The following is a 26,128-nucleotide window of genomic DNA, read 5'->3' on the forward strand; positions in this document are numbered from 1 at the left end:
CGACACCGGACCGGAGCTTCCCGAGGCTCTCCCCCGACCCGGTGCGCCCTTCCGGAGGGCCGCGGCGCCGGGAACGCGCGGACGCGGAGCGTGAAACGCGCGGCCGATGCACGCGAGAGGGGCAAAGGGTGCAAAAATCGACACAAATGAAGCAGCCGTCCTACATCCTCGTGGTCAACGGGACCAAGGTCCAACGCCCGGTGTTCGTCCTGGGCGCCCCCCACTCCGGGATCTCCGAGGTCGCCCGCGCCCTGGCCCGCGCACCCGGCTTCCACCTGGGGGCGGGGTCCCCGGGCGTGCTCAACGCCGTCTACGCCGTGGCCAGACGCCCCTCGCTGGCGCGGGAGAAGGTCGCGGGAACGGCGAGCCTCCTGCGCGAGGCCTACGCCGAGGCCTGGCAGCTCACCCCGCTGACCTGTCCCAGGTGCCCCGGTCCGTGGGCCCGCGTGCCCGCGAACGCCTCCGCGGAACCGTGCGAGCACAGCGCCGACGCCCTCCGCTACGGCGACGCGAGCCCCGACCTGCTGTTCGCCGCGAGCGCCCTGCACGCGGCGTTCCCGGACGCGCTGTTCGTCCAGATCATCCGGGACGGCCGCGACGTCATCGCGGACATGATGGACGACGAGCGCTCCCTGGCCTGGTTGAAGCCGAGCTTCATGAAACTGGACCACGAGTTCCCGAACCACTTCTTCGGGCTGGAGGACCAGTCGGACCTGGACGCCTTCACGGAGGGCTCCACGGCCGCCAAGTGCGCGATGCGCTGGCGGGGCGCGGTGCGCATGTCGGCCCTGCTGCGCCGGGAGATCGGGGCCGACCGGCTGCTGACCCTGCGCTACGAGGACGTGCACGGCGGCGAGGTCGAGACGGCGGAGCGGCTGCGGGAGTTCTGCGGGGCCCGGGTGTCGGCGTCGGAGCTGCTGACCGAACAGGCGTGGGGCGTGGGTTCGTGGCGCGAGCGCCTGTCCCGGAACCAGCACACGGACGTGCACGAGGTGGCGGGCGTGGAGCTGTCCCGGCTCGGCTACCTGTGAACGCCGCCCCCGCCCACGGGGCCTGACCCCGGTCGCCGGGGGCGCGGCGGGGCGCCGGGCCCGGACAGGCCCCGGCGCCCCGGGGCTACGGGCGGGTGCGCCCGGGCCGGACGCCCGGGTCGCGCGCCGCGAGGGGGTCGGCCGCCAGCGTCTCCTCGGCCTCCTCGACCAGCTCCCGCGCCTCGGCCCTGCGGAGGAGGTCGTCCGCGGCGTCCTCGGGGATCACGGCGGTGCACGTCAGCGCCACGAGGGCGTCGGGGTCCATCAGGTCGGTCACGCCCACCGCCGTCATCGGCGGGTAGTAGCGGCCCATGTGGCGCCGGTAGACGGACCCGATGGTGCCGCTGTTGACCCGGTAGGAGTGCATCGACGTGGTGTACACGCACATGTCCACCACGTGGGCGGGCTCGGCGCCGGCGGCCCGCAGCGCCTCCACCAGGTTGGCGAGCGCCTGGTCGAACTGCTGAGCCACGGAGTCCCCGACCACCTTGCCGTCGGGGCGCCGGGAGGTCTGCCCGCCGACGCGGACGAGGCGCCCGGGTCTGACCACGAGCGCGTGGGAGTACCCCACCGGATCGGCGAGGGAGAGCGGGTTGACGATCTCGTGCGGTGTCCGGTCCATCGGCGTGCCCTCCGGGTTGGTGCGGCTCCCGTCGCCCGTCCCGGAACGGTCCCCCGGAGGGTGTTCCGAGGACGTGCGGCTACGATGAGCCCATGTCGATCTCACTGCTGCTGTCCGCCCTGGCCCTCGTCGCCGTGCTGGCGCTGTTCATCGCCATCTTCATCGCGGGCGCCGTCTACGTCGGCCGCGTCCGCCGCAACGGCCCCGAGGCCGCCCTGATCGGCGCCCGCAGGCACCGCGAGCTGCGCGACTAGCGCGCCGCTCCGGTCCGGACCCCGCTTCCGGCCGCTGCCGGTCGGAGGCCGTCGCCGGTCGGCCGGGGCCGGCGCCTAGTCGCCGTCGAACTCGTCGGGGTCGGGGCCGAACCTCGTGCCGGAGTCGAGCCCGCTGATCCGGTCCATCTCCTCCTCGGAGAGCTCGAAGTCGAAGATCTCGAAGTTGGAGCGGATGCGCTCGGGGGTCACCGACTTCGGGATGACCACGTTGCCCAGCTGGACGTGCCAGCGCAGGAGCACCTGGGCCGGGGTGCGTTCGTGCTCCTCGGCGACCTCGGTGACGTCGGGGTGGTCGAGGAGCTTTCCGTGTCCCAGGGGGCTCCACGCCTCGGTGGCGATGTTGTTCTCGGCGTCGAAGTCGCGCACGGCCTTCTGGGTGAGCAGCGGGTGCAGCTCGACCTGGTTGACCATGGGCGTGATCCCGCCCTCCTCCATGACCCTCTCCAGGTGCGGCACCTGGAAGTTGCACACCCCGATGGCGCGCGCCCGCCCCTCGGCGTAGAGGCGTTCCAGCGCCTTCCAGGTCGGCACGTAGAGGTTGCGCCGGGGCAGCGGCCAGTGGACCAGGTACAGGTCGACGGTCTCCATGCCCAGGCGGTCGGCGCTGGCGTCGAAGGCCCGCAGCGTGGCGTCGTAGCCCTGGTCCGGGTTGGCGAGCTTGGTGGTCACGAAGAGGTCGTCGCGGTCCAGTCCCGATCTGCGCAGGGCCTCGCCGACCCCGCGTTCGTTGCCGTAGGCTGCCGCGGTGTCGATGCTGCGGTAGCCCGCCTCCAGCGCGGTGGAGACCGCCTGCTCCACCTCGTCGTCGGGCACCTGCCACACCCCGTAGCCCAGCTGTGGAATGCGCACACCATTGGCCAGTGTGATGCCCGGAACCGTCATCTTTTTTCATCCCCCGTCGGCCCTGAACGGCCCTGCTGTCGTACAGTGCACGGCATTCCCCGTGCCGCAGTCGCATACTGCCATGTCAACACGGGTGGCGGACCGAAGCTGCGCCGCTCGTGTGCGGGCTTTTTACCGTTGCCCAGGGCCGGGGGCGGCTCCGGCCCGGACCGCCGCGCCCGGCGTGTCGCCGCGCGCGGCCCCCCGGTAGGCTGCCGGCCCGGGACGGGAGGTGGGCCGGTGGGGCACGAACAGCGCGCCCGTGTCAGCGCCGGACTGGCGCGGGAGCGCGCCGGGCTGGTGGAGCGGATCGTCGCCGAGGTGTACGCCGAGGTCCCGGCCTACCGCGCGCTGCACGGGTCGCAGCTGGAGGAGGTGCGCGCGATCACCGGGTGGCTGGTGTCCCGGTCGATGGAGCTGTGGGTGGCCGGGGAGACCCGGCTGCCCCCGGACGACGTGGAGCGGCTGCGGGGCATCGGGCGCTCCCGGGCCGCGGACGGGCGTTCGATCGGCGCCGTCGTCCGGGCGCACCGGGTCGGGTCGGTGGCGGCGGTGCGCGCCGTCGCCGAGCACGGGGCCGACGGGCTCGACGCGGCGGACGTGTTCGCTCTGGGCGAACTCTGGCTGACCTCGATCGACCAGATCTCGGAGAGCCTGGCGGTGGGCCACGCCGAGACCGCCCACCGGCTGGACGCCGACCTGGAGAGGGCCCGGCGGGCGTTCCTGGACGACCTCCTCATCGGACGGCAGGCCTCGCAGGGGGCGATCCGCGACCGGGCGAGGACCCTGGGCATCGCCCCGCCCGACCCCGCGGTCCTGGTGGTGGCGCAGCCGGAGGGGCCTCCCCCCGTCGGCGCCCCGCAGGGGGACGCCGTGTCGGCGGGGATGGCGCTGCTCGGCCTGGTCGAACCGGCCGGCGCGGACCCGCTGCTCACCACGCGCGCGGGCCGGGTGGTGCTGCTGGCCTCCCCCGCCGACGCCGGCAGGGTGGCCGCCGTGCTCGGCGCGCACCCCTGGCGGGGGTGCGTCCTGGCGCCGCGCGCCCTCGCCGACATGTCCGCCGCCTACCGGTTGGCCGACGACGCCCTGGAGACCGCGCCCCCGCACGCGTTCGGCCCCGAGGGGCTGCTGCGTGACGCCGACGCGTGCGTGCTGGCCCTCCTGAACGGCGGCCCGGTCACCCCGTCCGCGGTCCGCCGCGCCGTGCTCGGCCCGCTCCTGTCGGCGGGCGGCGCCCACCTGCTGGAGACGCTGCGCGCCTACTTCCGGGAGGGGGCGGCGACCACCGCGGCGGAGGCCCTGCACGTCCACCCCCAGACCCTGCGCTACCGGCTGCGCCGGGTACGGGAGCTGACCGGGCACGACCCGCACCGGCCCTGGCCGCGCTTCGTGCTGGAGACCGCCTGCGCCATCGCGCCCTGACGCAGGGCGGACCGACCCGCGGGTGCGGGCGCCCGTGGCGGCGGCCGCCCGGTGTCGCGGTCGGCTGCGGGGCCGGCCCGGGGGCGGGTTCCCGTGCCCCCGGCGGCGGGGCCTCCCACGGGCCGGGACGGGCCGGAGCCGCGCCCCCGGTCCGCACCGGCCGTGTGCGCGGAGCGACCGAGGAGCCCCCGGCCGCGCGTGCGCGGCGCCTGGCCGGAAGCGGCCACCGGCCGGGGGCCTCCGGCGCAGGCCCGCGGGGCGCGGGGGGTAGGAAGCACCCGGAGCACCCCCCGGTACGAGAGGCACGCCATGTCCGTTTCCCCACCGCAGCTGCACGGCCCCGAGTTCGAGGCCGACCCCCACCCCGCCTACCGCTGGCTTCGGGAGCACTCCCCCGTGCACCGCGTCGACCTGCCCAGCGGGGCGTGGGCCTGGCTGGTCACCCGTCACGCCGACGCGCGGCGGGTCCTCGCCGACCCCGACATGCTCAAGGACCCCGCGGCGGGCGACGCCGTCTGGCGCGCGGCCGGCCTCGGCCTCCCCTACGACCACCGGCCCAGCCTGGTGCGCAGCATGGTCAACGTGGACGCGCCCGACCACACGCGGCTGCGCCGGGTCGCGGGAGGGGCGTTCACCCCGCGCCGTGTCAGAGCCCTGAAGGAGAGCGCCGAACGCGTCACCGCGGACCTGGTGGACCGCATCGCGGCCTCCGACCGGCCGGACCTGGTCCGGGACCTGGCCTACCCGCTGCCCATCGCCGTCATCTGCGACATCCTCGGCGTTCCCGAGGCGGACCGGCCCGAGTTCCACCGGCGGGCCGCGGTCATCGACTCCTCGTCCTACGAGGAGATGGAGGCCGTCGCCGCGACCACCGACTGGTTCGACCGCTACCTGGGGGAACTGGTGGACGCCCGCCTGTCCGATCCCTCCGACGACCTGCTGGGCGACCTGGTCGAGGCGCACCGCTCCGGGGAGCTGAGCCGCGACGAGGTGACGTCCACGGCGTTCCTGCTGCTGGTCGCCGGGCACGAGACCACGGTGGCGCTGATCGGGAACATGCTCTTCACCCTGCTGCGCCGCCCGGAGCGCTGGGAGCGCCTGTGCGCGGACCGGGCGCTCCTCGGCCCGGCCGTGGAGGAGACGCTGCGCCTGGAGAGCCCCCTGCAGAACGCGACCTGGCGGTTCCCCCGGAAGCCGACCACCGTGGGCGGGGTCGCGCTGGAGGCGGGCGAACCGGTCCTGGTCTCCCTGCTGTCCGCGGGCCGGGACCCCGGGCGCTACGACGACGCCGACGGGTTCCGGCCCGGGCGCGGGGACGCGCACCTGGCGTTCGGGCACGGGGCGCACTTCTGCGTCGGGGCGCAGCTGGCGCGGATGGAGGCCGGGGTGGCGGTCGGCGCCCTGCTCGACCGGTTCCCCGGGCTCCGCCTCGCGGTGGACGAGTCCGAGCTGCGGTGGTGGCCGAGCATGATCATGCACGGCCTGTTCGCCCTGCCCGTGCGCACGGGGAGGTAGCGGTGGGCGGGGCCCGTCGCGGGCGGCCCCCTCCGGGCCCGCACCGGAAGCGGCGAAAGCACAGAAAACTTACTCCCGGTTGGCTGGACGTTAGCCGCCCGGCGCCGGTGGGTAACCGAGACTGACACACGGAGCGCACCGCCGTGTGCGCTCCAGTCGCGAGACGAGTCACACCGACTGGAGGGGGACCAGAGTGACGACCGCAGACCGCAAGGCCGGTACGACGCCCAAGCCCAGGAGCAGCCAGCCGTGGCTGCACCAGAAGGGCAAGGAGATCCAGGAGTTCGGCACGGTTCGCCAGCTGCCGGTCGGCCTCTCCCACGACGCGCGGATGTACTCGTGCCAGCGGCTGAACCAGGTGCTGTGCGACACCCGCATCCTGCACGACCTGTACAAGAAGCACCACTGGCTGATGCGCGGGCAGACGTTCTACCAGCTCCACCTGCTGATGGACAAGCACGCCGACGAGCAGACCGAGCTGATCGACACCATCGCCGAGCGCGTCCAGACCCTGGGCGGCGTGGCGGTCGGGGACCCGCGGCACGTCGCCGAGATCACCAACATCCCGCGTCCGCCGAACGGCGTCGAGGAGGTGCCGGCGATGCTCTCCCGCCTCCTGGAGGGGCACGAGACCATCCTGGAGGACTGCCACGACGCCGCCGCGCGAACCCAGGACATGGGCGACGACGGGACGAACGACCTGCTGGTCTCGGAGGTGATCCGCGTCAACGAGCTGCAGGCCTGGTTCGTGGCCGAGCACCTGGTGGACACCCCGCTCGTCCACGCCTGAGGCGTCCGGGCCCCGCACGGCCGGACGGCGTGCGGGGCCCGCGGGCGCCCGCATCCGGTTCGCGTTCGGCGGATCCGCCCCGGGCGCCGGGGATTCGCGCTCCGGTCCGCTCCGGGGACCCCGCAGGTCCCGGAGCGGGAACCGGCCGCGACCGGGAGGGGCCGGGCCGGGGCCCGGCCCCTCTCCGCGTGCCCGTGTCCGGCGGCGCCCCGCGACCGGGTCAGGTCAGGGTCAGCACGATCTTTCCGGTGGTGCGGCCCGTCTCCCCCAGCTCGTGTGCCTCGGCGGCCTTCTCCAGGGGGAAGGTCGCGGCGACCAGCGGCTTCAGCCGCCCCTCCTCCACGAGCGCGGTGACCGCCTCCAGGCCCTTGTGGTCGGGTTCGACCATCAGGGTCACGCCGCGGACGCCCGCGCCCGCCTTCTCCGCGGCCCGGGCGACCCCCTCGGTGTCGAAGGGGTTGGGCAGGCCGATGTACAGCCCGCCGGGCCGCAGGGTGCGCAGCGACCGCTCCAGGTAGTCGCCGCCGATGGCGTCGAGCACCACGTCCACGTCGCCGACGGCCTCGGCGAAGTCCTCGGCCGCGTAGTCGACCACCTCGTCCGCCCCCAGGCCCAGGAGGAGGTCGTGCTTGGCCGCGCTGGCGGTGCCGATCACGTGGGCGCCCCGGGCCCTCGCGATCTGGACGGCCAGGTGGCCCACGCCCCCCGCCGCGGCGTGGATGAGGACGCGCCGGCCGGCTCCGACGTCGGCGGTGTCCACCAGTGCCTGCCAGGCGGTGAGCGCGGCGAGCGGGAGGGCGGCGGCGTGGACGTGGTCGAGCCCGGCGGGCTTGGGGGCGAAGTGCCGCGCGGGGCCGGTGACCTGGTCGGCGTAGGCGCCGGGGGTGTGGGGGAAGTTCGGCATCCCGTAGACCTCGTCGCCGACGGCGAAGCGGGTGACCCCCGGGGAGACGGCGGTGACGACCCCGGAGACGTCCCAGCCCTGGCCGAAGGGGGGCGTGTACCAGTAGCCGGTGGTCCGCATCTTCCAGTCGGTCGGGTTGACGCCTGCCGCGTGCACCCGCACCCGGATGTGGGTGGGCGCGGGGTCGGGCACCGGGGCCTCGACGATCTCCAGGACCTCGGGGCCGCCGACGGACTTCTGCTGGACGGTGCGCATGTGCTCTGTCATGCGCCCAGCTTCCCGTCTAAGGTATCCCTTGTATAGAAGGCACTTTCCCCATCTGTAGGTACCTGGTGTATACCACTCCTGACTTGCGAGAACTCGGCGGCGCCGATGTCTACCTGCGGAACTGCGCGTCCCGCAACGTCCTCTCCCTGCTGTCCAACAAGTGGCTGTGCCTGGTGGTGGGGGTGCTCTCCCCCGGCCCCGCGCGCTTCGGCGAGCTGCGCCGCCGCCTGGACGGCATCACGCAGAAGATGCTGACCCAGACCCTGCGCGAGATGGAGCGGGCGGGGCTGGTCGACCGCCGGGTGTACCCGACGACCCCGCCGCGCGTGGAATACAGCCTGACCGCGCTCGGCGCCGAGGTGGAGGCGCTGATGGGGTCGATCCGCCTGTGGTCGGAGGAGCACATGGACGAGATCGCCTCGGCGCGCGCGGCCTACGACGAGCGCGCGTCCCGGCCGGTGGAACCCGTGTAGCGCCCGGGAACGGCGCGGGGGCGGGACCGCCGGGACGGGGCCCGGGGCTCCGGCGACGGAGACACCGCCACCGGACATCCGCGGAGGAGCATCCAAAATCCCCCTAAAACCCACTTGTTTAGTAGAGTTATCCGCATGGAGATCCTCGTCGCCGTCATGGCCGGATTCGCCGTCGCGGCCGTGACGGCCCCCGTGGGGATCTCGGGGGCCGTCCTCCTGCTTCCCGTGCAGCTCAGCGCCCTGGGGATGCACGGACCCGCGGTCAGTGCCACCAACCTGCTCTACAACGTGGTGGCCACGCCGCTGGGCCTGAGCCGCCTGGCCCGGTCGGCGCGCGGCCACGGCGCGGAGATGCTCGTGGCCACGGCCGCCGCCGTGCCCTGCGCGGTGGCGGGCGCCGCCGTGCGCGTCACCTGGCTGTCCGATCCCGCGCTCTTCCGCGGCCTGCTCGCCGTGCTCATGCTCGCCATGGGGGCGCGCCTGTTCGCGGTCCGCCGGACACGGGCCTCCGCTCACCCGCCGACGGGCGCGCGGCCCACACGCGGGGGCCGCGCCCTGCTCGCGCTCGCGGCGGGCGGCGCGGCGCTGTTCGGCGCGGCGGTGGGCATCGGCGGCGGCTCCCTGCTGTCGCCGCTGCTCATCGGCGCGGCCGGATGGCTGACCTCGCGGGCCGCCGTGGTCGCCCTGACCACCACCCTGACCACGTCCGTGGTGGGCCTGACCGCCTACGCGGTGTTCGACCGGATCGGTTTCGGCGCGGCCCCGGCGGCCCCCGACTGGGGCGTGGGCCTGGCGCTGGGACTCGGGGGCGCGCTCGGCTCCCTGGTGGGGATCGGGATCTCCCGCCGCCTGGGAGAGCAGCCGCTGCGCTTCCTGCTCGGCGCGCTCGTCACGGCCACCGGCGTGGTCTACCTGGCCGGTCTGCTGCCCTGAGGCCGCCGGGGTCGGGGCGGGGCCCCGGTGCGGCGGCCTTCCGCACGACGACGGGGCCGGACCGCGCATCGCGGCCCGGCCCCGGTACGAGCGGTCCTCTAGTAGACCTGCGCGTGGAACTGCGGAGCGGCGAAGGTCCCGCCGGTGGAGAAGTCCACGCTCCTGCCACTCGGGATGCGGTAGCCCCCGGTCGACTTCAGGCGCCCACCGCTGTTCCTGATGGTCACGTAGTAGCCCTCGTTGCCGTTGGTGCTCACGCTGGTGCACTGGCCGGAGTTGACGACGTAGGTGGAGAAGCCGCCGCGATCCGGGAAGGTCGCCTGGGCGCTGTAGCCGGAGCCGACGTTGCAGAGCCGGAAGGTGCCCGCGGCGGCGGCCGGGGAGGCGGCGGCGAGCGCGAGGCCGAAGGTGAGGAGCAGGCCGGCGAGCACCGACGACGTCAGGGCCTTGCCTCTGCGGAAGATGGACATGTGCGTCTCCAAAAACCATAGGGGGCACGGGTCGGCCGAGCGGGGACCGGGACGTACCGGGGGTAGTGGCGCAACGCAGTCAACCACACACCAGCGGTCAAAAACCAGCTTTGTGTGGCTTTTTTGTTGGCTTCTTGTGGCTTTGATTGGCTTTGATTGGACTGGTGCCTCCGACCTGCCCCGAACGCCGAAAACGGGGAGGACGCGCGCGGCGGCGCGCGTCCTCCCCGTCCGTTGCGACGGGCCCGTGCCGGTCAGGACCCGGTGATGCCCCAGCGGCGGCGCAGCGCCCGGTCGGCCCAGTTGAAGAACACGTCGATGACGATGCCGACGACCAGCACGATGATGATGTAGCTGAGCAGCCGCTCGGCGTCGTTGAGCTGGCGCGCCTGGCTGAGCGCCCACCCGATGGAGTTCTGCTGGTTGATGATCACCAGCAGCTCGCCCGCCATCAGCGAGCGCCAGGCGAAGGCCCAGCCCTGCTTGAGGCCGGTGACGAACATCGGCAGGGCCGCCGGGATGATCAGCACCGTGTACCGCTGCACCCCCCGCAGGCCCATCACCTGTCCGGCCCGCAGCAGCGACGGGGACACGTAGTCGATGCCAGAGGTCAGCCCGCCCGCGATGGAGGGGGCCGCGCCCAGCACGATCACGAACATGATCGCCGACTCGCTGATGCCGTACAGCAGCATCGCGAACGGGAACCACACGATGGAGGGCATCGTCTGGAGCCCGGTGATCAGCGAGCCGATCGCCACCCGCAGCGGCTTGAACTGCGAGACCGCGATGCCGATGATCACGCCCACGACCAGGGCCAGGGCGAAGCCGGTCAGGGCCCGCCGCATGGTGACCTGGACGGCCTCCCAGAACTCGGGTGTGGTGATCTCCCGGAAGAGGGTCGGCAGCACCCTGTCCGGTCCGGGGAAGACGAACTCGGTCCGCCACCCGGACCACACGACCGCCTGCCAGGCGAGCAGCACCAGGACCACCGCGGCCAGCTTGGGCCAGGTCGCGGCCCAGATCTTCCCGGCGGTCTCGGCGGCGCTGCGCTCCCCCGTACCGCGCCGGGGCTGGAGTTCGAGGGCGTCGAGTCCGCGGACGCGGCGCTGGTCGTCCCGCACGTCGGTGTCAGGCATGGCGCGAGACCTCCTCGCGGAGTCGGTCGGTGATGGTGGCGGCCTGCTCGGCGATCTGCACCGAGTCGATCCGGCGGGGGCGCTCGCCCTCGACCGGGAAGGCGTCGATCACCCGCCCGGGGCGGCTGGACAGCAGCACGACCCGGTCGCCCAGGCGCACCGCCTCGCGCACGTTGTGGGTGACGAAGAGGATGGTCAGCTCCTTCTCGCGCCAGATCCGCTCCAGCTCGTCGTGGAGGATGTCGCGGGTCATGGCGTCCAGCGCGCCGAACGGCTCGTCCATGAGCAGCACGTCCGCGTCCTGGGCCAGCGCGCGCGCCAGGGCGACGCGCTGGCGCATGCCGCCGGACAGCTCGTGGGGGCGCTTGCGGTCGAAGCCGGTGAGCCGCACCAGGTCCAGGAGTTCGGCGACGCGCTTCCTGCGTTCGGCCCGGGGCACCTTGTTGACCTTCATGGGCACCTCGATGTTGGCGCCCACGGTCAGCCACGGGAACAGCGCGGCCTCCTGGAACATCATCGCGACCTTGTGGCCGCCCGCGTCCACGCTGCCCGTCGTGGGCTGTTCGAGTCCGGCCACGAGGGAGAGCAGGGTGCTCTTCCCGCAGCCGGACGCGCCCACGATGGCGAGGAACTCCCCGGTGCCGACGGTGACGGACATCCCGTCGATCGCGGTCACGGCGCCCTTGCCGTGTCCGAAGACCTTGGAGATGTCCTGGATCTCCACGGCGGCGGTGCGCGCGGGCGTCTCTGTGACGGTGGTCATGGGCCCTACCCTTCCAACCCGGCGACCCGCTCGCGTCCGTCCTCGGCGAGGAGACCGTTGAGCAGGTCGAGGGCGTAGATTCCGTTCAGGTCGACGGGTTCGAGCAGTCCGACGGCCTCGGCTCTGTCGGCGCCGGCGAGCAGCGAGGGGGCGACGGGGTCGACGGTGAAGGCCACGTTGTCGAAGGCCGCCGCGGTGATGCCGGGGTCGAGCCGCGCGCCGGTGAGCGACTCCAGATGGTCCCCGGCCGCCGCCCGCGCCCGTTCGGGCTCCTCGTTGAGCAGGTCGACGGAGGCGATGTGGCCGCGCAGCAGGTCCTCGACCACCTCGGGGTTGCGGTCGAGGAACTCGGCGCCGACCGCGAGGTGGGTGGTGACGAACCGGCCGTCGGTCTGCGGCCACAGGTCGGCCTCGTCGATGAGCAGGTGCGCGTCGTCCTCGGCGAGCACCCGGCTCAGGTGGGGCTCGGGCAGCCAGGCGCCGTCGATCTCGCCGAGGGCGAAGGCGTCAACGGTCTCGGCGTTGGCCTGGGGCACGATCGACAGGTCTCCGCCCCCGGCGGTGTCGACGTCCCAGCCCTGCTCCTCGGCGAGCCAGCGCAGCGCCACGTCCTGGGTGCCGCCCAGCTGGGGGGTGGCCAGGGTGGCGCCGCGCAGGTCGTCCAGGGAGTCGATGCCCTCGCGCACGACGAGCCCGGTCCCCCTGGTGGCGGCCCCGGCGACGACGTGCAGCGCCTGGCCCTCGGACTGCGCCCACCCGTTGACGGCGGGGCTGGGGCCGAGGTAGGCGGCGTCGACCTCGCCGGAGAACAGGGCGTTGACGGCGTCGGGGCCGCTGTTGAAGATGCGGGTGTCGAAGGCGACGCCCTCGCCGAGGGCCCCGGGGATGATCCCGTCCTGGACGCCCACGAGGGCCGGGGCGTGGGTGATGTTCGGGAAGTAGCCGAGGGTCAGCGAGGACCCGTCGGCCTCCTCGGCGCCGGCCGCCCCGCACCCGGTGGCGGCCAGGCCGACGGCCAGGGCCGCCAGGGCGGTTCTCTGCGGGAGGGAGGGCACACGCATGGAGTGGTCCTTTTCGTGCTGCGTCGGAGGACGAGCAAAACTCTACTTAATAAGTAGGTTTTGTGGAAGCAGGCGAATCGTCCCCCGCTTCCCGAATGACCAGCCCAAATACCCCGAACCACACTCCAGGGATGATCCCACCCACCGAGAAGACCCAGGTCAGAACGGCGCGTCGGCCGCGATGAGCACCACCGGGCGCCCGCCGCACCCCCGCACCCCGCCCGCACGATCGGCGCCACTCCGCACAATGTGATCCAGATCACCGGGCGTCGCCCGGGTGTGTCGGAGGCCCGGGACCGGCGGGTTCGGCCCGCTGTCCCCGCACGGGCCGGTTGCGGGCCGAACCCGCCCGAACGTCGGCGCGGCGTGGAACGATGGAGGCATGGAACCTGGAGGTGCGCAGGCACAACGTCTGCGCGACATCGCCGCGATGCGCCGCGTCCGCGACCGGATCGACCGCGAGTTCGCCGAGCCGCTGAACGTCGAGGCGCTGGCACGCGGGGCGTACATGTCGGCCGGGCACCTGAGCCGGGAGTTCCGCCGCGTCTACGGCGAGTCCCCGTACTCGTACCTGATGACCCGGCGGATCGAACGGGCGATGACGCTGCTGCGGCGCGGGGACCTCAGCGTCACCGAGGTCTGCTTCGCGGTGGGCTTCTCCTCCCTGGGCACGTTCAGCACGAGGTTCACCGAACTGGTGGGCGTGCCGCCGAGCGTCTACCGCCGCGACCGCTCCCGGGACGGGGCGGGGATCCCGCCCTGCCTGGCCAAGCGCGTGAACAGGCCGGTCAGGAATCGAGAAGCCCGCCCCCGGTAGTCCTGCGTAGCGTGGCGCCCATGAACGTCACCATCCACCAGGCCTTCCTCCCGCAGACCGACCCCGAGGCCGCACTGGGCTTCTACCGCGACGCCCTGGGCTTCGAGGTCCGCAACGACGTGGGCTACGAGGACATGCGCTGGATCACCGTCGGACCGGCCGGGCAGCCCGGCACCTCCCTCGTGCTGCACCCGCCCGCCACCGATCCGGGCGTCTCCGAGGACGAGCGCCGCACCGTCCTGGAACTCATCGCCAAGGGCGTCTACACCTCCGTCACGCTCGCCACGGACGACCTCGAAGGGTTCTTCGCCCGCGTCCGGGCCTCGGGCGCCGACGTCGTCCAGGAACCCGCCGACCAGGACTACGGGGTCCGCGACTGCGCCTTCCGCGATCCCGCGGGCAATCTCGTCCGCGTCCACCAGCTCCTCTGAGCCGGACGGGCCGCACCCGCGCATTCGACAGACCACCAGCAGCACGAAGAAAGCACCCGATGACCCTCTCACCCGACATCATCACCGTGGGCGTACCGGATGTGGCGGCCGCACGCGCCTTCTACGCGTCCGCGTTCGCGACCACGGCCGACAACGACCGCGACACCGCACTGGACCTCCACGGCAGCGGCCGACTCGCGCTCCAGCAGATCGACGAGCTCGCCGCGGCCTGCGGGGCGGAGCCCGCGACCTCGGGCTTCCGGGGCTGCGTCCTCTCCTCGATCGTCCAGCGGCCCGCCGAGGTCAGGGCTCTGCTCGCCGCCGCCACCGCCGGCGGCGCGACGGTCGTCAAACCGGCGAGGAAAGAGTTCTTCGGCGAGTTCGCAGCCGTCCACCGGGCGCCGGACGGGGCCCTCTGGAAGCTGGCCGCCGCCTCGAAGAAGGACACGGGCCCCGTTCCCGCCGTACCGCGACCGATCGAGACCGCCGTCTTCCTCGGCGTCGCCCGGCCGAAGGCGTCCAAGGTGTTCTACGAGGCGCTGGGCATGGCCGCCGACCACGACTACGGCGACAAGTTCGTCGACTTCGCCGTCTCCGCGGGCGCGTGCCGCCTGGGGCTGCTGCCGCGCCGGGCACTGGCCGGGGACGCGGGGGTCGACGGGCAGGGCGAGGGCTTCTCCGCGCTCGCCCTCACGCACACCGCCGGTTCCCGCGAGGAGGTCGACACCCTTCTCGCCGAGGCGGACTCCGCGGGCGGCCGGGTCACCGCCCCGGCGGTCCCAACCGACGGGGGCGGCTACGTCGGGCGCTTCACCGATCCCGACGGTCACCACTGGAGGGTCACCGCACGAGTGTGACCGCAACCGCGCGGCCGGGCCGCACGGCGTCCGCCGACCGGGCCCGCCCCGAGAACTCGGGGCGGGCCCGCCGCCGTCCGTCAGCCGAGCCCGGCGACCTCGTCGCGGCCCGCCTCGGCGAGGAGGCCGTTGAGCGGGTCCAGGGCGTAGATGCCGTCCAGCTCCACCGGGTCGAGGAGGCCGACGGCCTCGGCGTGCTCGGCGCCGCCCTGGAGGGAGGGGGCGATCGGGTCGACCGTGAAGGTCACGTTCTCGAACGCGGAGGCGACGACCTCGGGGGAGAGTCCGCCGCCGGTGAGGGCCTCCAGGTGGGCGATGGCCGCCGTCTGGGCGTCCTCGGGGTTCTCGTTGATCCAGTCGACGGTCTCGATGTGGCCGCGCAGCAGGTTCTCGACCGCCTCCGGGTCGGACTCCAGGAACTCGGCGCTGACGATCAGGTGCGTGGTGACGAACTCGCCGCCGGTCTCCGGCCACAGGTCGGTCTCGTCCACGAGCAGTTCGCCGTCCGCCTCGTCGACCAGGCGGCTGAGGTGCGGCTCGGGCACCCACGCGCCGTCGATCTCGCCGAGGACGAAGCTGTCGATGATCTCGGCGTTGTCCTGGGGCAGGACGGACAGCTCGCCCCCGCCCTCGGTGTCGACGTCCCAGCCCTGCTCCTGGGCGAACCAGCGCAGCGCCACGTCCTGGGTGTTGCCCAGCTGCGGCGTGGAGAGGGTGGTGCCGGGCAGGTCCTCGACGCTGTCGATGCCGGGCCGGACCACGAGTCCGGCGCCCCGGGAGGTGGACCCGGCGATGATGTGCAGCGCGGTGCCGTCCGACTGCGCCCATCCGTTGATGGCGGGGTTGGGGCCGATGAAGGTCGCGTCGACCTCGCCCGCGAACAGGGCGTTGATGGCGTCGGGGCCCGCGTTGAAGGTCTGGGTCTCCAGCGCGGTGTCGCCGAGGGCCTCGGCGAGGGTCCCGTTCTCCACGCCGACCAGGGCCGGGACGTGGGTGATGTTGGGGAAGTAGCCCAGGGTGAGGGTGCCGGAGCCCCCGTCCCCGCCGCCCCCGTCCCCCTCGCTCCCGCACCCGGTGGCGACCAGTCCCAGTGCCAGTACTGCGGCGGCGGTCGGAAGCACAGACGTGCGCATGCTCATCTCGGGTCCTCATTCGGGGGTTCGGGGAGGGTCGGGCCGGTCGTGTAAAACTCTACTAAATGAGTAGGTTTTGTGGAACTTGCCCCATGGTGATGCAGGTCACATATGAGCCTCCCGGTCGCGCGAGAGCCCTGGTCACGGTGGGTCTTCCCCGCCTTCCGGAACGTGACCGGCGACCCGCAGGCGCACCCCGGAGAGCCCCGGACACGCCGAAGGGCGGTGGAGCCGGGAGGCTCCACCGCCCTCGGGGAACGGGGAAGGGTGCGCGGCGGCCGGCCGGGCCGCCGGACGGCTACTCCTCGTCGGCCGCCCCGCCGGTCTCGACGACGTTGCCGTCGCCGTCGACCGCCAGGACGACGCCCTGCCAGGACTCCTGGACGAACTCCAGGACGCGCTCGTCGTGCAGCAGCTCCGCGAGCAGCTGGACGCGCTCGTCGTCGGCGTTCTCCTCCAGGGCGACCAGGCCGTTGGCGTAGGCCTCGACGTAGTCCTCGCCCTCCGGCTCCCAGGCCAGGACGTTGGACTCCTCGGGCAGGTTCGCCTCGATGGCGTAGTTGCCGTTGACGATCGCCGCGTCCACGTCGGAGATCGAGCGCGGCAGCTGGGCGGCCTCCAGCGGGGTGACGGTGATGTCCCGGGGGTTGTCCGTGATGTCGTTCTCGGTGGCGGACTCGCCCGCCTCCGGGTCGACGGTGATCAGGCCCTCGGCCTCCAGGACGCCGAGCGCGCGGGCGAGGTTGGCGGGGTCGTTGGGCACCGCGACCTCGGCGCCGTCCGGCAGGTCCTCGACGCTCTCGACGCTCTCGGAGTAGAGGCCGAGGCGCTCGATGTGGACGTCGGTGATGTAGGTGAGCTCGGCGTCGGGGCCGTTCTCGACCCACTCGCCGAGGAACGAGCGGTGCTGGAAGTAGTTGGCGTCCAGCTCCCCCTCGACCAGGGCCGCGTTGGGGGTGTTGTAGTCCGAGATCTCCACGATGTCCAGGTCCAGCCCGGCCTCCTCGGCGAGGTTCTCGTCGATGAAGGCGAGGATGTCGCCGTGCGGCACGGGGCTGACCCCCACGGTCAGGACGTCCCCGCCGCCGTTCTCGGTCTCGGCGGCCTGCTCGCTGGGGGCGCCGCAGGCGGAGAGCGCCAGGGTGACGGCGGCGGCGCCGATGACGGCTGAGGTCGTGCGCATGTGCACTCCTTAGGGGATCGTGGGGTGGAGGATCGCGGGGGTCCCGGCGTCGGCGCGAACACCGTCGGCCCGGGCGGGCAGTGCCCCCTGTGGGGTATTACCGACCCAATCAGACACTATCCCACCGGATTGGTAGGAATAATCCGTTTCGTCCCGCTCTTCGCGTGGCGTGAACCACATGGACCATATTACCGACTAATCCGGTAGAAATTAACGGGAATACGGCGCATGATGGTGGCATGCTCAGCGCACACAGCTCACTCCCCAGCGTCGACACCCGTGCCGTGCCCCTGCGGAGCGCGGCCCCGCTGCGCGGCGAACCGTCCCTGGCCGCCCTGCCCCGGCCGGAGGCGGGGCCGGGCGGCGCCGTCGGCGGCCCCGTCCTGACCTCCCCCGAGGAGCCCGGCTCCGACCACTCGCTCCTCGGCGTGCTGCCCCTGCCCGAGAGCGGCAAGTACATGCTGGTCTACGGAGTGGTGGTGGACGAGCCCCACGCCCGCGCCAGACCGCTCCCCGCCCCGGGCGCCGCCCTGCTCCTCGACCGCGACGCCCGCCGGGTCTGGTCCGGCGGGCGGGAAATCGAGCTCACCTACCAGGAGTACGAGCTCCTGGAGTGCCTCGCCGACTCCCCCGGCCGCGCGATCGCCCGCCGCGAGCTGATGGAGCGCGTGTGGGGCTCCCGCAAGGACCTGCACTCGCGCACCATCGACGTGCACATCCACCGGCTCCGCCGCAAGCTCGGCCGGGCCGGGGACCTCATCGCGACCGTGCGCAAGGTCGGCTACATCTACCACGGCCCCCCGTCGCCGCCCCTGGGCGGCTGACCGGTGGGGCCGCCCGGCGGCGGCCCCACCGGAGCCCCGCCCCTTCCCGGGACGGCCGTCGGGACCGCCCGGCCCCGCGGAAGCGGTCGGCCGCCGGCGTCCGGGGCGCGGACCTCCCGGACACGGCGGGGCGCGGCGCCCCCGCCCGGAGGCGCCGCGCCCCTCTCCTCCGCGGGCCGGAGCGGCCCCGGCCGGACGCCCTAGAAGGCGAAGCCGCGGAAGAGCAGCACCGCGAGCAGCAGCCCGACCGCCAGGTTGAACACCGTGGCGAGGCCGAACACGCCGATCGGCCGCCAGCCCGCCTCGCGCAGCGAGCCGAGCTTGAACTCCAGGCCGATACTGGTGAACGCCGCGATCAGGAACCAGTCGCGCAGGGCCCTGGCGGTGTCCAGGCCCGCCTGCGGGTCGGCGGCCGGGCCGTTGGACCACAGGGTCGCGACGACCGAGGCGGCCAGGAACCCCAGCACGAACTTGGGGAACCGGTCCCACAGGGTGCGCAGGCCGGGGCGCTCCACCGCGCCGCCGCCCTCGGCGGGGGCGACCCTGAAGGCGAAGTAGGCGGTCAGCAGCACCGCCACGACGCCCATCAGGACGTTCTGGGTGGCCTTGACGATGGAGGCGATCTGGAGGGCCTCCTCGCCGACGATCGCCCCGGAGGCCGCGACCGCCGCCGTGGTGTCGATGTTGCCGCCGATCCACGCGCCGGCCTGGGCGGTGCTCAGCCCGAGCACGCCGACCAGCCACGGCAGCAGGAAGATCGAGGGGACGGCGAACAGGATGACCAGGCTCGCGGTGTAGGCGAGCTGTTCCCTGCGCGCCTGCACGGCTCCGGCCGCGGCGATGGCGGCGCTGACCCCGCAGATGGACACCGAGGAGGCGAGCAGCGCCCGCAGCCGGTCGTCCAGGCCGAACTTGCCGCCCACCCACCAGGTGAACAGGAACACCGACGTGACCAGGAACAGGGCCTGGAGGACGGCGGGTCCGGCGGCCTGGGCGCTGACGTCGAACAGGACCGTGGAGCCGAGCAGGACCAGACCGGTCTTGATGAGGAACTCGGTCCTGAACGCCGGGGCCAGCCGGTCGCGCACCCCCAGGAGGGAGAGCACCAGGTTGCCCAGCAGGCCGAGCAGGATCGCGTAGACGGGGTACTCGACGGCCTCGGCGAAGCCGCCCAACGGGGTCCCCTCCGCGGCGGCGGGGACCCAGGACTCCAGGAAGCGTGTGGCCGCGGCCAGGGCGAGGACCACGAGGAGGCCGAGGACGGCCCAGAGCGGTGCCCCGGGTCCGCGCGGAGCGTCCGCGTCCTCCCGGACGTCGGCCCCGCCGTCGCCGACCGCGCCGCCCTCAGGGGTACCGGCGGTGTCGTCGGGGGCGGCCGCCGCGCCGTCCGCGGTCCCGGTCGTGCCGGCGCCGTCGGCCCGGGAGGCGTCCTCTCCGGGGCCGGGGGTCTGTGCGGCCATCAGGGGACCAGTCCCGCCGGGATGACCCCGAGCAGGGCCAGGCCGAGCAGCACGAGTCCGGTGACGGTGGCCGCCCAGTCCTCGCCGATCCGCCACCGGGGCCGTGGGGGAGGCGGTTCGGGCGTGGACGCGGACGTGGTGGGTGTCTCGCTCATGGTTCTCCTCGATCTCCGGGCGCGGGGGCGCCCTCGGGGGACGGGACGGGATACGACCGGAACGGCGACTAAATACACTAAACCTACTCATTTAGTGTAGTTAATGGCCGTGCGAGGCGCCAGACCCGGTTCCGGCGCCCGGCAAGGGCAGGGGACCGGGCCCGACGGCCCGGCGGTGACGATACGGGGAGCACGGCCCCGGTGTCCGGCCCACGGCGACGGGACCGGCCCCGGCGCAGGGCCGGGACCTCAGCCCCGGCGCGCGGCCCCGGGTCCGGGCTCGGCGCGGAGCACGGGCTCGGTGGTGGGCAGCCCGCGGGCGCGCCAGGCGCGGAAACCGCCGGCCATGTCGGTGGCCCTCGACAGCCCCAGCTCTTGGAGCTGGGCGGCGGCCAGACTGGAGGCGTACCCCTCGTTGCAGAACAGCACGATGAGCCGGTCGGCGGAGTCGGCCTCGGGCACCCGGTCGGGACTGCTGGGATCCAGCCGCCACTCCAGGACGTTGCGGTCGATCACCAGCGCCCCCGGGATCTCCCCCTCGGCCTCGCGGTTGACCGCGGGCCGGGTGTCGACCAGCAGCGCGCCCCCCTCCTGCGCGCGCAGCGCCTCGGCCGGCGAGAGCCGTTCGAGTCGGGCGCGCTTGCCGTCGAGGAGCCGTTCGATCGCGCTCACCGCCGCTCCCCCGCCCCGGCCGTGGGCACGGCGTCCAGCGTGGGGACGTCGGGCTCGGGATCGCTGGTCAGGATGCTGCCGGTGCGGCGCAGCGCGTTGTCGCCGCTGACCTCGTAGTAGTGCATGGCGGTCAGCGGCGGCGAGTAGGCGTGCACGCTGACGGCGGGCGCGGCGGCGGCGTTGACGACGTCGTGCACGTGGCCGAGCGGGAACCGGCCGCCCCCGCCGTCGGCGAGGGTGCGTTCGCGCAGGCCGGCGTCCCAGTAGCGTTCGACCAGCTCTCCGGCGACGACGGTGAGCGCGCCCAGCGAACCGGCGTGGTCGTGGAGCCGGGTGGACTGGTCGGGCGTCCAGGAGATGAGCCAGACGTCGGTGTAGTCGTCGGCGCGCAGGCGGACCGACCAGCGGTTCTCGGCGTCGAAGCGGATCTCGTGGAGCCCCTGGCGGACCTCCTCGGCGACCGCGGCGGTCAGCTCGGACAGGCGGTCCAGGGTGAGCGGGGTCGGCGCGGCGGGCGCGGCTGCGGTGTCGGTCATGGGTTCTTGCTCTCGGATTCGTGGGCGGTCGGAGTCTGCGCTGGTCCGGCGGCCGCTAACAGTGCCCGTCGAAGGCGAGGGGCCGCAGGTGTGACGGTGTTCTGACTGCCATGACCGCAGTAAACCACATTCCCTACAGGTTTAGTTGGTAGGAGCCTTCCGTCGCACGTGTCACGCCCGCCCCGACACCACCACACCCCTCGTCACACCCCGCCCGACCTGCGCACTCCCCTCTCCCGTGCACACTCCACCGAAGATTCCCTACTTTTTCGGTTGACAAAATGGGGTTAGCGGATCAAGCTGGTGGACGAGGCCGACGGAATCGCGGAGCCGTCGGCCAGGGCCCGCCGACCACCCGCGCCGCCCGGGCCACCCCGCCGGGCGGACGAACGCGAGGCCGGTCCCGGCGTTCCGGGCCGAGAGGGCTGCCATGCGCGGAGCCGCCCGACTCTCGGCCCGGAACGCCCTCCACGCCGCGCGACCGGACGGGAGGCCGGCCCGATGCCCGACATCCGACAGGGACCGCCGCGCACCCCGCACGGACCCCGGCCGCATCCGGCCCCGCACGACACCCCTGGTCGAACACCACGCCGAGGACACGGAACCGCCGCCCGCCGCACACCGACCTGTGCTTTGATTCCCCATAATTCCGGTAGGTATTTACTGGCACACGTCGGCGTGCGTCCCAGCAGGAGGTCCACCATGTCCGAGACCATCACCGGCCCCACCCCCGGCACGTCCGGCGGCGGGGTCCGGGTCATCGCCTCGGACGCGGAGGCCGTGGAGGCCGCCCGCGCCCTGGTCCCCCGGTTCGCGGAGGGCGCCTCCGAGCGCGACCGCGACCGCTGTCCGCCCCGGGAGCAGGTCGGCGAGCTGGCCCGCTCGGGCCTGCTCGGGATCACCGTGCCCCGCGCCCTGGGCGGGGCCGGCGCGGACGCCGGGACCGTCGCCGAGATCCTGCGCCTGCTCGGCACCGCCGACCTCAGCCTGGCGCAGATCCCGCAGCCGCACTTCGCGTTCCTCAACGCGCTGCGCCTGCGCGGGGGCGGGAGCGCGCGGGCCCGGGTGTTCGGCGACGTCCTCGCCGGCTCGCTCGTCTCCAACGCCCAGGCCGAGCGGTCCGGGAGGACCGCGCACACCCACGCCACCCGCCTGGAGCGCGGCGGCGGGGGCTGGCGGATCAACGGCAGCAAGTACTACGCCACGGGTTCGCTGCTCGCCGACTGGATCGCCGTGGTCGCCCCCGCTGCCACCCCGGACGGACCGCGCCCGCACATCGCCTTCGTCCCGGCCGACGCCCCGGGCCTGCGCGTCGAGGACGACTGGGCCGGCATGGGCCAGCGCACCACCGCCAGCGGCACGGTGCACCTGGCCGACGTGGCCGTGCCCGACGACCTGGTCCTGCCCCAGTACCTGACGTTCGAGGGGCCCACCACCTACGGCGCGTTCGCGCAGCTGCTGCACGCCGCCATCGACGTCGGCGCGGCGCGCGGCGCCCTGGCCGAGGCGGCGGCCTTCGTGCGCTCCAAGAGCCGCCCCTGGTTCGAGAGCGGCGTCGACACCGCGCCCGAGGACCCGCTGCTCGTCCACCGGTTCGGCGAGCTGGAGATCCAGGTGCGCGCCGCGGAGGCCCTGCTGGCCGCCGCCGCCGGCCGGGTGGACGCCGCCGACGCCGTCCTGGCCGCGGGCGCCCCCGGCGCGGAGGACGCCACCGCGGAGGCCTCGGTCGCCGTGGCCGCCGCCAAGGTCTCCGGCGGACGGGCCGCCGTGGAGGTCTCCTCCGCCCTGTTCGAGGTGGCGGGCACGCGGGCCGCGGCCGACTCCGAGAACCTGCACCGCCACTGGCGCGACGCCCGCACCCACACCGTCCACGACCCGGTGCGCTGGAAGGTCCAGCACGTCGGGGAGTACTCCCTCAACCGTCGCCGCCCACCGCGGCACGGTCAGATCTGATCCCGCAACGGAGGAGCGTCCCTCAATGCCCCTGACCTTCCACTGGTTCCTGCCCACGCAGGGGGACAGCCGCGGCATCGTCGGCGGCGGCCACGGCGCGGACGTCGTGGCCTCGGCCTGGCGGACCCGCGAGCCGACCCTGGACTACCTCGCCCAGATCGCCGGAGCCGCCGAGCGGCTGGGGTTCGAGGGCGTCCTCACCCCCACCGGCGCGTGGTGCGAGGACGCCTGGCTGACCACGGCGATGCTGGCCGGGAGCACGAGGCGGCTGAAGTTCCTGGTGGCGTTCCGCCCCGGGCTCCTCTCGCCCACCCTGGCGGCGCAGATGGCCGCGACCTACCAGCGGCTCAGCGGCGGGCGGCTCCTGCTCAACGTGGTGACCGGCGGCGAGTCCGCCGAGCAGAGGCAGCACGGCGACTTCCTCGACAAGGACGCCCGGTACGCGCGCACCGACGAGTTCCTCCAGGTCGTCGAACGGCTCTGGCGCGGGGAGACCGTCGACTTCCGGGGGGAGCACGTCACGGTGGAGGGGGCCCGGCTCGCGAAGGCGCCGGACCCCCTGCCGCCGGTCTACTTCGGCGGCTCCTCCCCCGCCGCGCTCGACGTGGCCTCCCGCCGCGTGCAGACGTACCTGACGTGGGGCGAGCCGCCCGGCGCGGTCGCCGACAAGATCGACCGGGTCAGCGCCCTGGCGGCCAAGCGCGGCCGCACCCTCGACTACGGCGTGCGGCTGCACGTGATCAGCCGGGACACCGAGGAGGAGGCGTGGGCCCAGGCCCAGCGCCTGCTGGACGGGCTGGCCCCCGACACCGTGGGGCAGGTGCAGCACCACCTGGCCATGAGCGAGTCCGAGGGCCAGCGCCGGATGCTCGAACTGCACGGCGGAAGCGCCGCCGACCTGGAGATCCACCCCAACCTGTGGGCGGGTGTGGGCCTGGCCAGGGGCGGGGCCGGCACCGCCCTGGTGGGCAGCCACGCCCAGGTGGCCGACCTGATCGAGGAGTACCACCGGGCAGGGGCCACCGAGTTCGTCCTGTCCGGGTACCCCCACCTGGAGGAGGCCTACTGGTTCGGCGAGGGGGTACTTCCGCTGTTGCGGGAGCGAGGGCTGTGGGAGCACCCGGAGGGAGGGGAGGAGTCCGCCGCCCCCCACGTCCCCTTCGCCGTGTCCGCCCCGGCCACGTCCTGACCGCCCCCCGTCCTGGAGACCGCCATGACCACCACCACCGTCCTCGTCGGCAATCCCCGGCCGAACTCCCGTACCGCCACCGCCGGCCTGGCCGTGGCCCGCCACGCCGCGGGCGCGGCCGGGCTGCCGGACGCGCCCGGACCGGACGACCTGCTCGACCTGTCGCGGATCCGGCAGCTGCTGCTCGCCCCCGGCCCCCGGCCGGAGGTGGAGGCCGCCCTGGAGAGGGTGCGCGCCACCGACCTGCTGGTCGTGGCCAGCCCCACCTACAAGGCGACCTACACCGGTCTGCTGAAGGTGTTCCTGGACCTGCTGCCGCCCGGCGGGCTGGCGGGGGTGACGGCCGTGCCCGTGCTGGTGATGGCGTCCGCGGCCCACACCCTGGCCGTGGACGTGCACCTGCGCCCGCTGCTGCTCGAACTGGGCGCGACCGTTCCGGCGTCCGGACTGGCCCTGCTCCAGGACGCGGTCCCCGCCGACGGCGGGACCGGCGGCACTCCGCGCCTGGACGGGGTGCTCGCGCCGTGGGCCGGGCGCGCGGCCCCCGTGCTGCGCGCGGCGGTGCGCAGCCGGCCGGCCGCCGCCTGAGTCCTCCCCCCTCTCTTCACCCACCACAAGGGAGAGTCCGTTGAGTATCGCCGAGACCGCTTCCCCGTCCTTGGCGGAGGCCGACCGTTTCCGCGCGACACTGCGCAACCACCCGGCCGGGGTCGTCATCATCACCGCCAGCGTGGAGGGACGGCCCGTGGGGCTGACCGCCACCTCCTTCACCAGCGTCAGCCTCGCCCCGCCGCTGGTGTCCTTCTACATCGCGGAGTCCTCCACGACCTGGCCGGCGCTGCGCAGGGCGGGCGAGTTCGGGGTGCAGCTGCTGACCGAGGAGCAGTCCGACCTGGCCGACCGGTTCGCCCGCAGGGGGGAGGACCGGTTCGCCGCGCCGACGGCGTGGAGCCGGGGGCCGTCGCAGGTCCCGCTGCTGGACGGGGCCGCCGCGCACCTGGTCTGCTCCCGGTTCGACACCCGGCTGATCGGCGACCACTGGCTGGTGGTCGGGGAGGTGACGCACACGCTGGTGCTGGACGATCCGCGTCCGCCGCTCGTCTACCACCGGGGTGCGTTCGGCGGGGTCTCGGCTCTGCGCTGACCCCTTCCCGTACCGCGGAGGGCTCCCCGCGCACGGGCCCCTCCCGGGGCCGTTCCACCGGGAGGGGCCGCCCGCGCGGGGGCGTCCGGACCTCGGAGCCCGCCGCCGCCCGGAGGCCGGGCGGCGGCGGGGCGCTCAGCCGTCCAGGCGCTCCCCCGTTCCCGGAGAGAACACGTGCACCCGTCCGGGGCGCACACCCAGGCGCACGGTCGCGCCCGCCGCCGGAGCCGCGTGCGGCGCCACCCGCACCACCAGGTCGCCGTCGGCCGGGTGCCCGGGGAGGCCGCCGTGCAGGTAGCAGTCGGCGCCCAGGTGCTCGACCAGGACCACCTCCATCGCGAACCCCTCGCCCTCCCCCACCAGGTCCACCGTCTCGGGGCGAAAGCCCAGCAGAGCGGAGGACGCGCCCTCGGCGGCGAGCCTGCGCCGCTGGCCGGGGGTGAGCGGCAGGTCGGCGTCGCCGACCCGGACCCCCTCACGGACCAGGGGGAACTCCCTCAGGTTCATCGCCGGGGAGCCGATGAACCCGGCGACGAAGGCGTTGGCGGGGCGCTCGTACAGCCGCACGGGGCTGTCGCACTGCTGGAGCACCCCGTCCTTGAGCACCGCCACCCGGTCGCCCATGGTCATCGCCTCGACCTGGTCGTGGGTGACGTAGACGGTGGTCACGCCCAGCCGCTTCTGGAGGGCGGCGATCTGCGTGCGGGTGGACACGCGCAGCTGGGCGTCCAGGTTGGACAGGGGCTCGTCCATGAGGAACACCCGGGGCTCGCGCACGATCGCGCGCCCCATCGCGACGCGCTGGCGCTGGCCCCCGGAGAGGGCCTTGGGCCTGCGGTGCAGCAGGGGCTCCAGGTCCAGGAGCCGGGCGGCCTCCAGGACCCTGCGCTCCCGCTCCGGCCTGGCGACCTTGGCCATCTCCAGGGCGAACCCCATGTTCTGCGCCACCGACATGTGCGGGTAGAGCGCGTAGGACTGGAAGACCATCGCGATGTCGCGCTCCAGCGGGCCGCTGTCGGTGACGTCCTCACCCCCGATGCGGATGGTGCCCGAGTCCACCTCCTCCAGCCCCGCGAGCATCCTCAGAGAGGTGGACTTCCCGCACCCGGAGGGGCCCACGAGCACGAGGAACTCCCCGTCCTCCACCTCCAGGCTCAGCTCGTCGACGGCGGGCGCCTCCGAGCCCGGGTAGAAGTGGGTGGCCTTCTCGAAACCGACCGATGCCACGGC

The 26,128-nt window shown here is 73.8% G+C and carries 29 protein-coding genes; 15 read left to right on the forward strand and 14 right to left on the reverse strand.

Annotated elements, in window-relative coordinates; genetic code table 11:
* The first annotated feature begins 146 nt into the window (after positions 1-146).
* On the forward strand, positions 147-1,031 hold the full coding sequence (locus ACQPYD_RS22120) for a sulfotransferase family protein (protein ID WP_433697494.1): 885 nt from the start codon (positions 147-149) through the stop codon (positions 1,029-1,031).
* Positions 1,032-1,116: 85 nt separating this feature from the next.
* Here ACQPYD_RS22120 and ACQPYD_RS22125 read toward each other — a convergent pair whose 3' ends face one another.
* Positions 1,117-1,653: a RidA family protein gene (locus tag ACQPYD_RS22125; protein WP_433697495.1), complete on the reverse strand. Its 537-nt coding sequence runs from the start codon at positions 1,651-1,653 to the stop codon at positions 1,117-1,119.
* A gap of 92 nt (positions 1,654-1,745) precedes the next feature.
* Here ACQPYD_RS22125 and ACQPYD_RS22130 point away from each other — a divergent pair, with 92 nt between their 5' ends.
* Positions 1,746-1,907, forward strand: a complete 162-nt coding sequence (locus ACQPYD_RS22130; RefSeq protein ID WP_433697496.1) for a hypothetical protein — start codon at positions 1,746-1,748, stop codon at positions 1,905-1,907.
* 75 nt (positions 1,908-1,982) lie between these two features.
* Here ACQPYD_RS22130 and ACQPYD_RS22135 read toward each other — a convergent pair whose 3' ends face one another.
* Complete coding sequence (locus ACQPYD_RS22135) at positions 1,983-2,810, reverse strand: aldo/keto reductase (protein WP_433697497.1); 828 nt, start codon at positions 2,808-2,810, stop codon at positions 1,983-1,985.
* A 240-nt stretch (positions 2,811-3,050) separates the two neighbouring features.
* On the opposite strand from ACQPYD_RS22135, the gene ACQPYD_RS22140 reads away from it, so the two are divergent.
* The 3 genes from ACQPYD_RS22140 to ACQPYD_RS22150 all read left to right on the forward strand — a co-directional run bounded on the left by ACQPYD_RS22140 (position 3,051) and on the right by ACQPYD_RS22150 (position 6,537).
* A complete protein-coding gene (locus ACQPYD_RS22140) occupies positions 3,051-4,232 on the forward strand; it encodes a PucR family transcriptional regulator (protein ID WP_433697498.1) in 1,182 nt (393 codons plus the stop codon).
* Between the two features lie 309 nt (positions 4,233-4,541).
* Positions 4,542-5,747, forward strand: coding sequence for a cytochrome P450 family protein (locus tag ACQPYD_RS22145; RefSeq protein ID WP_433697499.1), 1,206 nt, complete (start codon positions 4,542-4,544; stop codon positions 5,745-5,747).
* 193 nt (positions 5,748-5,940) lie between these two features.
* Positions 5,941-6,537 (forward strand): Dps family protein, encoded by a 597-nt coding sequence (locus tag ACQPYD_RS22150; RefSeq protein WP_433697500.1) that lies wholly within the window; start codon positions 5,941-5,943, stop codon positions 6,535-6,537.
* A gap of 220 nt (positions 6,538-6,757) precedes the next feature.
* On the opposite strand, the gene ACQPYD_RS22155 is transcribed toward ACQPYD_RS22150, so the two are convergent.
* Positions 6,758-7,708 (reverse strand): NADP-dependent oxidoreductase, encoded by a 951-nt coding sequence (locus ACQPYD_RS22155; RefSeq protein ID WP_433697501.1) that lies wholly within the window; start codon positions 7,706-7,708, stop codon positions 6,758-6,760.
* 83 nt (positions 7,709-7,791) lie between these two features.
* Here ACQPYD_RS22155 and ACQPYD_RS22160 point away from each other — a divergent pair, with 83 nt between their 5' ends.
* Positions 7,792-8,181, forward strand: coding sequence for a winged helix-turn-helix transcriptional regulator (locus ACQPYD_RS22160; RefSeq protein ID WP_330158323.1), 390 nt, complete (start codon positions 7,792-7,794; stop codon positions 8,179-8,181).
* 135 nt (positions 8,182-8,316) lie between these two features.
* The gene (locus tag ACQPYD_RS22165) at positions 8,317-9,114 is read left to right on the forward strand and encodes a TSUP family transporter (RefSeq protein WP_433697502.1); all 798 of its coding nucleotides are present in this window, start codon (positions 8,317-8,319) and stop codon (positions 9,112-9,114) included.
* 98 nt (positions 9,115-9,212) lie between these two features.
* Here ACQPYD_RS22165 and ACQPYD_RS22170 read toward each other — a convergent pair whose 3' ends face one another.
* From ACQPYD_RS22170 to ACQPYD_RS22185, 4 genes are all read right to left on the reverse strand, one after another.
* Positions 9,213-9,584: a hypothetical protein gene (locus ACQPYD_RS22170; RefSeq protein ID WP_433697503.1), complete on the reverse strand. Its 372-nt coding sequence runs from the start codon at positions 9,582-9,584 to the stop codon at positions 9,213-9,215.
* Between the two features lie 254 nt (positions 9,585-9,838).
* A complete protein-coding gene (locus ACQPYD_RS22175) occupies positions 9,839-10,720 on the reverse strand; it encodes an ABC transporter permease (protein ID WP_433697504.1) in 882 nt (293 codons plus the stop codon).
* Positions 10,713-11,483 (reverse strand): ABC transporter ATP-binding protein, encoded by a 771-nt coding sequence (locus ACQPYD_RS22180; protein WP_267945428.1) that lies wholly within the window; start codon positions 11,481-11,483, stop codon positions 10,713-10,715. Before ACQPYD_RS22180 ends, ACQPYD_RS22175 begins: the two co-directional genes overlap by 8 nt.
* 5 nt (positions 11,484-11,488) lie before the next feature.
* Complete coding sequence (locus tag ACQPYD_RS22185; RefSeq protein ID WP_433697505.1) at positions 11,489-12,544, reverse strand: ABC transporter substrate-binding protein; 1,056 nt, start codon at positions 12,542-12,544, stop codon at positions 11,489-11,491.
* Between the two features lie 382 nt (positions 12,545-12,926).
* Here ACQPYD_RS22185 and ACQPYD_RS22190 point away from each other — a divergent pair, with 382 nt between their 5' ends.
* Genes ACQPYD_RS22190 through ACQPYD_RS22200 form a run of 3 tightly spaced genes read left to right on the forward strand, consistent with a single transcriptional unit; the run spans position 12,927 to position 14,649 of the window.
* The gene (locus ACQPYD_RS22190) at positions 12,927-13,361 is read left to right on the forward strand and encodes a helix-turn-helix transcriptional regulator (protein WP_330158330.1); all 435 of its coding nucleotides are present in this window, start codon (positions 12,927-12,929) and stop codon (positions 13,359-13,361) included.
* 20 nt (positions 13,362-13,381) lie between these two features.
* Positions 13,382-13,792, forward strand: coding sequence for a VOC family protein (locus tag ACQPYD_RS22195; protein ID WP_433697506.1), 411 nt, complete (start codon positions 13,382-13,384; stop codon positions 13,790-13,792).
* A gap of 59 nt (positions 13,793-13,851) precedes the next feature.
* Positions 13,852-14,649: a VOC family protein gene (locus tag ACQPYD_RS22200; protein ID WP_433697507.1), complete on the forward strand. Its 798-nt coding sequence runs from the start codon at positions 13,852-13,854 to the stop codon at positions 14,647-14,649.
* Between the two features lie 80 nt (positions 14,650-14,729).
* Here the strand turns inward: ACQPYD_RS22200 and ACQPYD_RS22205 are convergent, their stop codons facing one another.
* Positions 14,730-15,788, reverse strand: a complete 1,059-nt coding sequence (locus ACQPYD_RS22205; RefSeq protein WP_433697508.1) for an ABC transporter substrate-binding protein — start codon at positions 15,786-15,788, stop codon at positions 14,730-14,732.
* 292 nt (positions 15,789-16,080) lie between these two features.
* Positions 16,081-16,965: a MetQ/NlpA family ABC transporter substrate-binding protein gene (locus ACQPYD_RS22210; RefSeq protein ID WP_433697509.1), complete on the reverse strand. Its 885-nt coding sequence runs from the start codon at positions 16,963-16,965 to the stop codon at positions 16,081-16,083.
* A gap of 239 nt (positions 16,966-17,204) precedes the next feature.
* Here ACQPYD_RS22210 and ACQPYD_RS22215 point away from each other — a divergent pair, with 239 nt between their 5' ends.
* Positions 17,205-17,789 (forward strand): winged helix-turn-helix domain-containing protein, encoded by a 585-nt coding sequence (locus ACQPYD_RS22215; protein ID WP_433697510.1) that lies wholly within the window; start codon positions 17,205-17,207, stop codon positions 17,787-17,789.
* Positions 17,790-17,989: 200 nt separating this feature from the next.
* On the opposite strand, the gene ACQPYD_RS22220 is transcribed toward ACQPYD_RS22215, so the two are convergent.
* From ACQPYD_RS22220 to ACQPYD_RS22235, 4 genes are all read right to left on the reverse strand, one after another.
* Entirely contained in the window at positions 17,990-19,249 is a 1,260-nt protein-coding gene (locus ACQPYD_RS22220) for a YeiH family protein (RefSeq protein ID WP_433697511.1), read from the reverse strand.
* The gene (locus ACQPYD_RS22225; RefSeq protein ID WP_433697512.1) at positions 19,249-19,404 is read right to left on the reverse strand and encodes a hypothetical protein; all 156 of its coding nucleotides are present in this window, start codon (positions 19,402-19,404) and stop codon (positions 19,249-19,251) included. Before ACQPYD_RS22225 ends, ACQPYD_RS22220 begins: the two co-directional genes overlap by 1 nt.
* Before the next feature lie 249 nt (positions 19,405-19,653).
* On the reverse strand, positions 19,654-20,076 hold the full coding sequence (locus ACQPYD_RS22230; protein ID WP_433697513.1) for a rhodanese-like domain-containing protein: 423 nt from the start codon (positions 20,074-20,076) through the stop codon (positions 19,654-19,656).
* Complete coding sequence (locus ACQPYD_RS22235; RefSeq protein ID WP_330158338.1) at positions 20,073-20,612, reverse strand: cysteine dioxygenase; 540 nt, start codon at positions 20,610-20,612, stop codon at positions 20,073-20,075. The genes ACQPYD_RS22230 and ACQPYD_RS22235 overlap by 4 nt, the downstream gene beginning before the upstream one ends.
* Before the next feature lie 702 nt (positions 20,613-21,314).
* On the opposite strand from ACQPYD_RS22235, the gene ACQPYD_RS22240 reads away from it, so the two are divergent.
* From ACQPYD_RS22240 to ACQPYD_RS22255, 4 genes are read left to right on the forward strand one after another with little or no spacing between them, the layout of a single operon-like run.
* On the forward strand, positions 21,315-22,565 hold the full coding sequence (locus ACQPYD_RS22240; RefSeq protein WP_433697514.1) for an SfnB family sulfur acquisition oxidoreductase: 1,251 nt from the start codon (positions 21,315-21,317) through the stop codon (positions 22,563-22,565).
* A gap of 25 nt (positions 22,566-22,590) precedes the next feature.
* Entirely contained in the window at positions 22,591-23,754 is a 1,164-nt protein-coding gene (locus ACQPYD_RS22245) for an LLM class flavin-dependent oxidoreductase (protein WP_433697515.1), read from the forward strand.
* Between the two features lie 24 nt (positions 23,755-23,778).
* The gene (locus ACQPYD_RS22250; protein ID WP_433697516.1) at positions 23,779-24,342 is read left to right on the forward strand and encodes an NADPH-dependent FMN reductase; all 564 of its coding nucleotides are present in this window, start codon (positions 23,779-23,781) and stop codon (positions 24,340-24,342) included.
* Positions 24,343-24,382: 40 nt separating this feature from the next.
* Positions 24,383-24,898, forward strand: a complete 516-nt coding sequence (locus ACQPYD_RS22255) for a flavin reductase family protein (protein WP_433697517.1) — start codon at positions 24,383-24,385, stop codon at positions 24,896-24,898.
* 135 nt (positions 24,899-25,033) lie between these two features.
* Here ACQPYD_RS22255 and ACQPYD_RS22260 read toward each other — a convergent pair whose 3' ends face one another.
* Positions 25,034-26,125: an ABC transporter ATP-binding protein gene (locus ACQPYD_RS22260; protein WP_433697518.1), complete on the reverse strand. Its 1,092-nt coding sequence runs from the start codon at positions 26,123-26,125 to the stop codon at positions 25,034-25,036.
* Positions 26,126-26,128: the final 3 nt, after the last annotated feature.

It is taken from the genome of Nocardiopsis sp. CA-288880 (assembly GCF_050955985.1).
GTDB classification, from domain to species: Bacteria; Actinomycetota; Actinomycetes; order Streptosporangiales; family Streptosporangiaceae; genus Nocardiopsis; species Nocardiopsis tropica.

Bases quoted from the DNA above. Each gene is read 5' to 3' on its own strand.
- ACQPYD_RS22135 (WP_433697497.1), bottom strand. From the start codon at position 2,810: ATGACGGTTCCGGGCATCACACTGGCCAATGGTGTGCGCATTCCACAG.
- ACQPYD_RS22125 (WP_433697495.1), bottom strand. From the start codon at position 1,653: ATGGACCGGACACCGCACGAGATCGTCAACCCGCTCTCCCTCGCCGAT.
- ACQPYD_RS22180 (WP_267945428.1), bottom strand. From the start codon at position 11,483: ATGACCACCGTCACAGAGACGCCCGCGCGCACCGCCGCCGTGGAGATC.
- ACQPYD_RS22155 (WP_433697501.1), bottom strand. From the start codon at position 7,708: ATGACAGAGCACATGCGCACCGTCCAGCAGAAGTCCGTCGGCGGCCCC.
- ACQPYD_RS22200 (WP_433697507.1), top strand. From the start codon at position 13,852: ATGACCCTCTCACCCGACATCATCACCGTGGGCGTACCGGATGTGGCG.
- ACQPYD_RS22225 (WP_433697512.1), bottom strand. From the start codon at position 19,404: ATGAGCGAGACACCCACCACGTCCGCGTCCACGCCCGAACCGCCTCCC.
- ACQPYD_RS22165 (WP_433697502.1), top strand. From the start codon at position 8,317: ATGGAGATCCTCGTCGCCGTCATGGCCGGATTCGCCGTCGCGGCCGTG.
- ACQPYD_RS22240 (WP_433697514.1), top strand. From the start codon at position 21,315: ATGTCCGAGACCATCACCGGCCCCACCCCCGGCACGTCCGGCGGCGGG.
- ACQPYD_RS22210 (WP_433697509.1), bottom strand. From the start codon at position 16,965: ATGCGCACGACCTCAGCCGTCATCGGCGCCGCCGCCGTCACCCTGGCG.
- ACQPYD_RS22130 (WP_433697496.1), top strand. From the start codon at position 1,746: ATGTCGATCTCACTGCTGCTGTCCGCCCTGGCCCTCGTCGCCGTGCTG.
- ACQPYD_RS22170 (WP_433697503.1), bottom strand. From the start codon at position 9,584: ATGTCCATCTTCCGCAGAGGCAAGGCCCTGACGTCGTCGGTGCTCGCC.
- ACQPYD_RS22220 (WP_433697511.1), bottom strand. From the start codon at position 19,249: ATGGCCGCACAGACCCCCGGCCCCGGAGAGGACGCCTCCCGGGCCGAC.
- ACQPYD_RS22190 (WP_330158330.1), top strand. From the start codon at position 12,927: ATGGAACCTGGAGGTGCGCAGGCACAACGTCTGCGCGACATCGCCGCG.
- ACQPYD_RS22185 (WP_433697505.1), bottom strand. From the start codon at position 12,544: ATGCGTGTGCCCTCCCTCCCGCAGAGAACCGCCCTGGCGGCCCTGGCC.
- ACQPYD_RS22235 (WP_330158338.1), bottom strand. From the start codon at position 20,612: ATGACCGACACCGCAGCCGCGCCCGCCGCGCCGACCCCGCTCACCCTG.
- ACQPYD_RS22175 (WP_433697504.1), bottom strand. From the start codon at position 10,720: ATGCCTGACACCGACGTGCGGGACGACCAGCGCCGCGTCCGCGGACTC.
- ACQPYD_RS22120 (WP_433697494.1), top strand. From the start codon at position 147: ATGAAGCAGCCGTCCTACATCCTCGTGGTCAACGGGACCAAGGTCCAA.
- ACQPYD_RS22245 (WP_433697515.1), top strand. From the start codon at position 22,591: ATGCCCCTGACCTTCCACTGGTTCCTGCCCACGCAGGGGGACAGCCGC.
- ACQPYD_RS22250 (WP_433697516.1), top strand. From the start codon at position 23,779: ATGACCACCACCACCGTCCTCGTCGGCAATCCCCGGCCGAACTCCCGT.
- ACQPYD_RS22145 (WP_433697499.1), top strand. From the start codon at position 4,542: ATGTCCGTTTCCCCACCGCAGCTGCACGGCCCCGAGTTCGAGGCCGAC.
- ACQPYD_RS22195 (WP_433697506.1), top strand. From the start codon at position 13,382: ATGAACGTCACCATCCACCAGGCCTTCCTCCCGCAGACCGACCCCGAG.
- ACQPYD_RS22205 (WP_433697508.1), bottom strand. From the start codon at position 15,788: ATGAGCATGCGCACGTCTGTGCTTCCGACCGCCGCCGCAGTACTGGCA.
- ACQPYD_RS22215 (WP_433697510.1), top strand. From the start codon at position 17,205: ATGCTCAGCGCACACAGCTCACTCCCCAGCGTCGACACCCGTGCCGTG.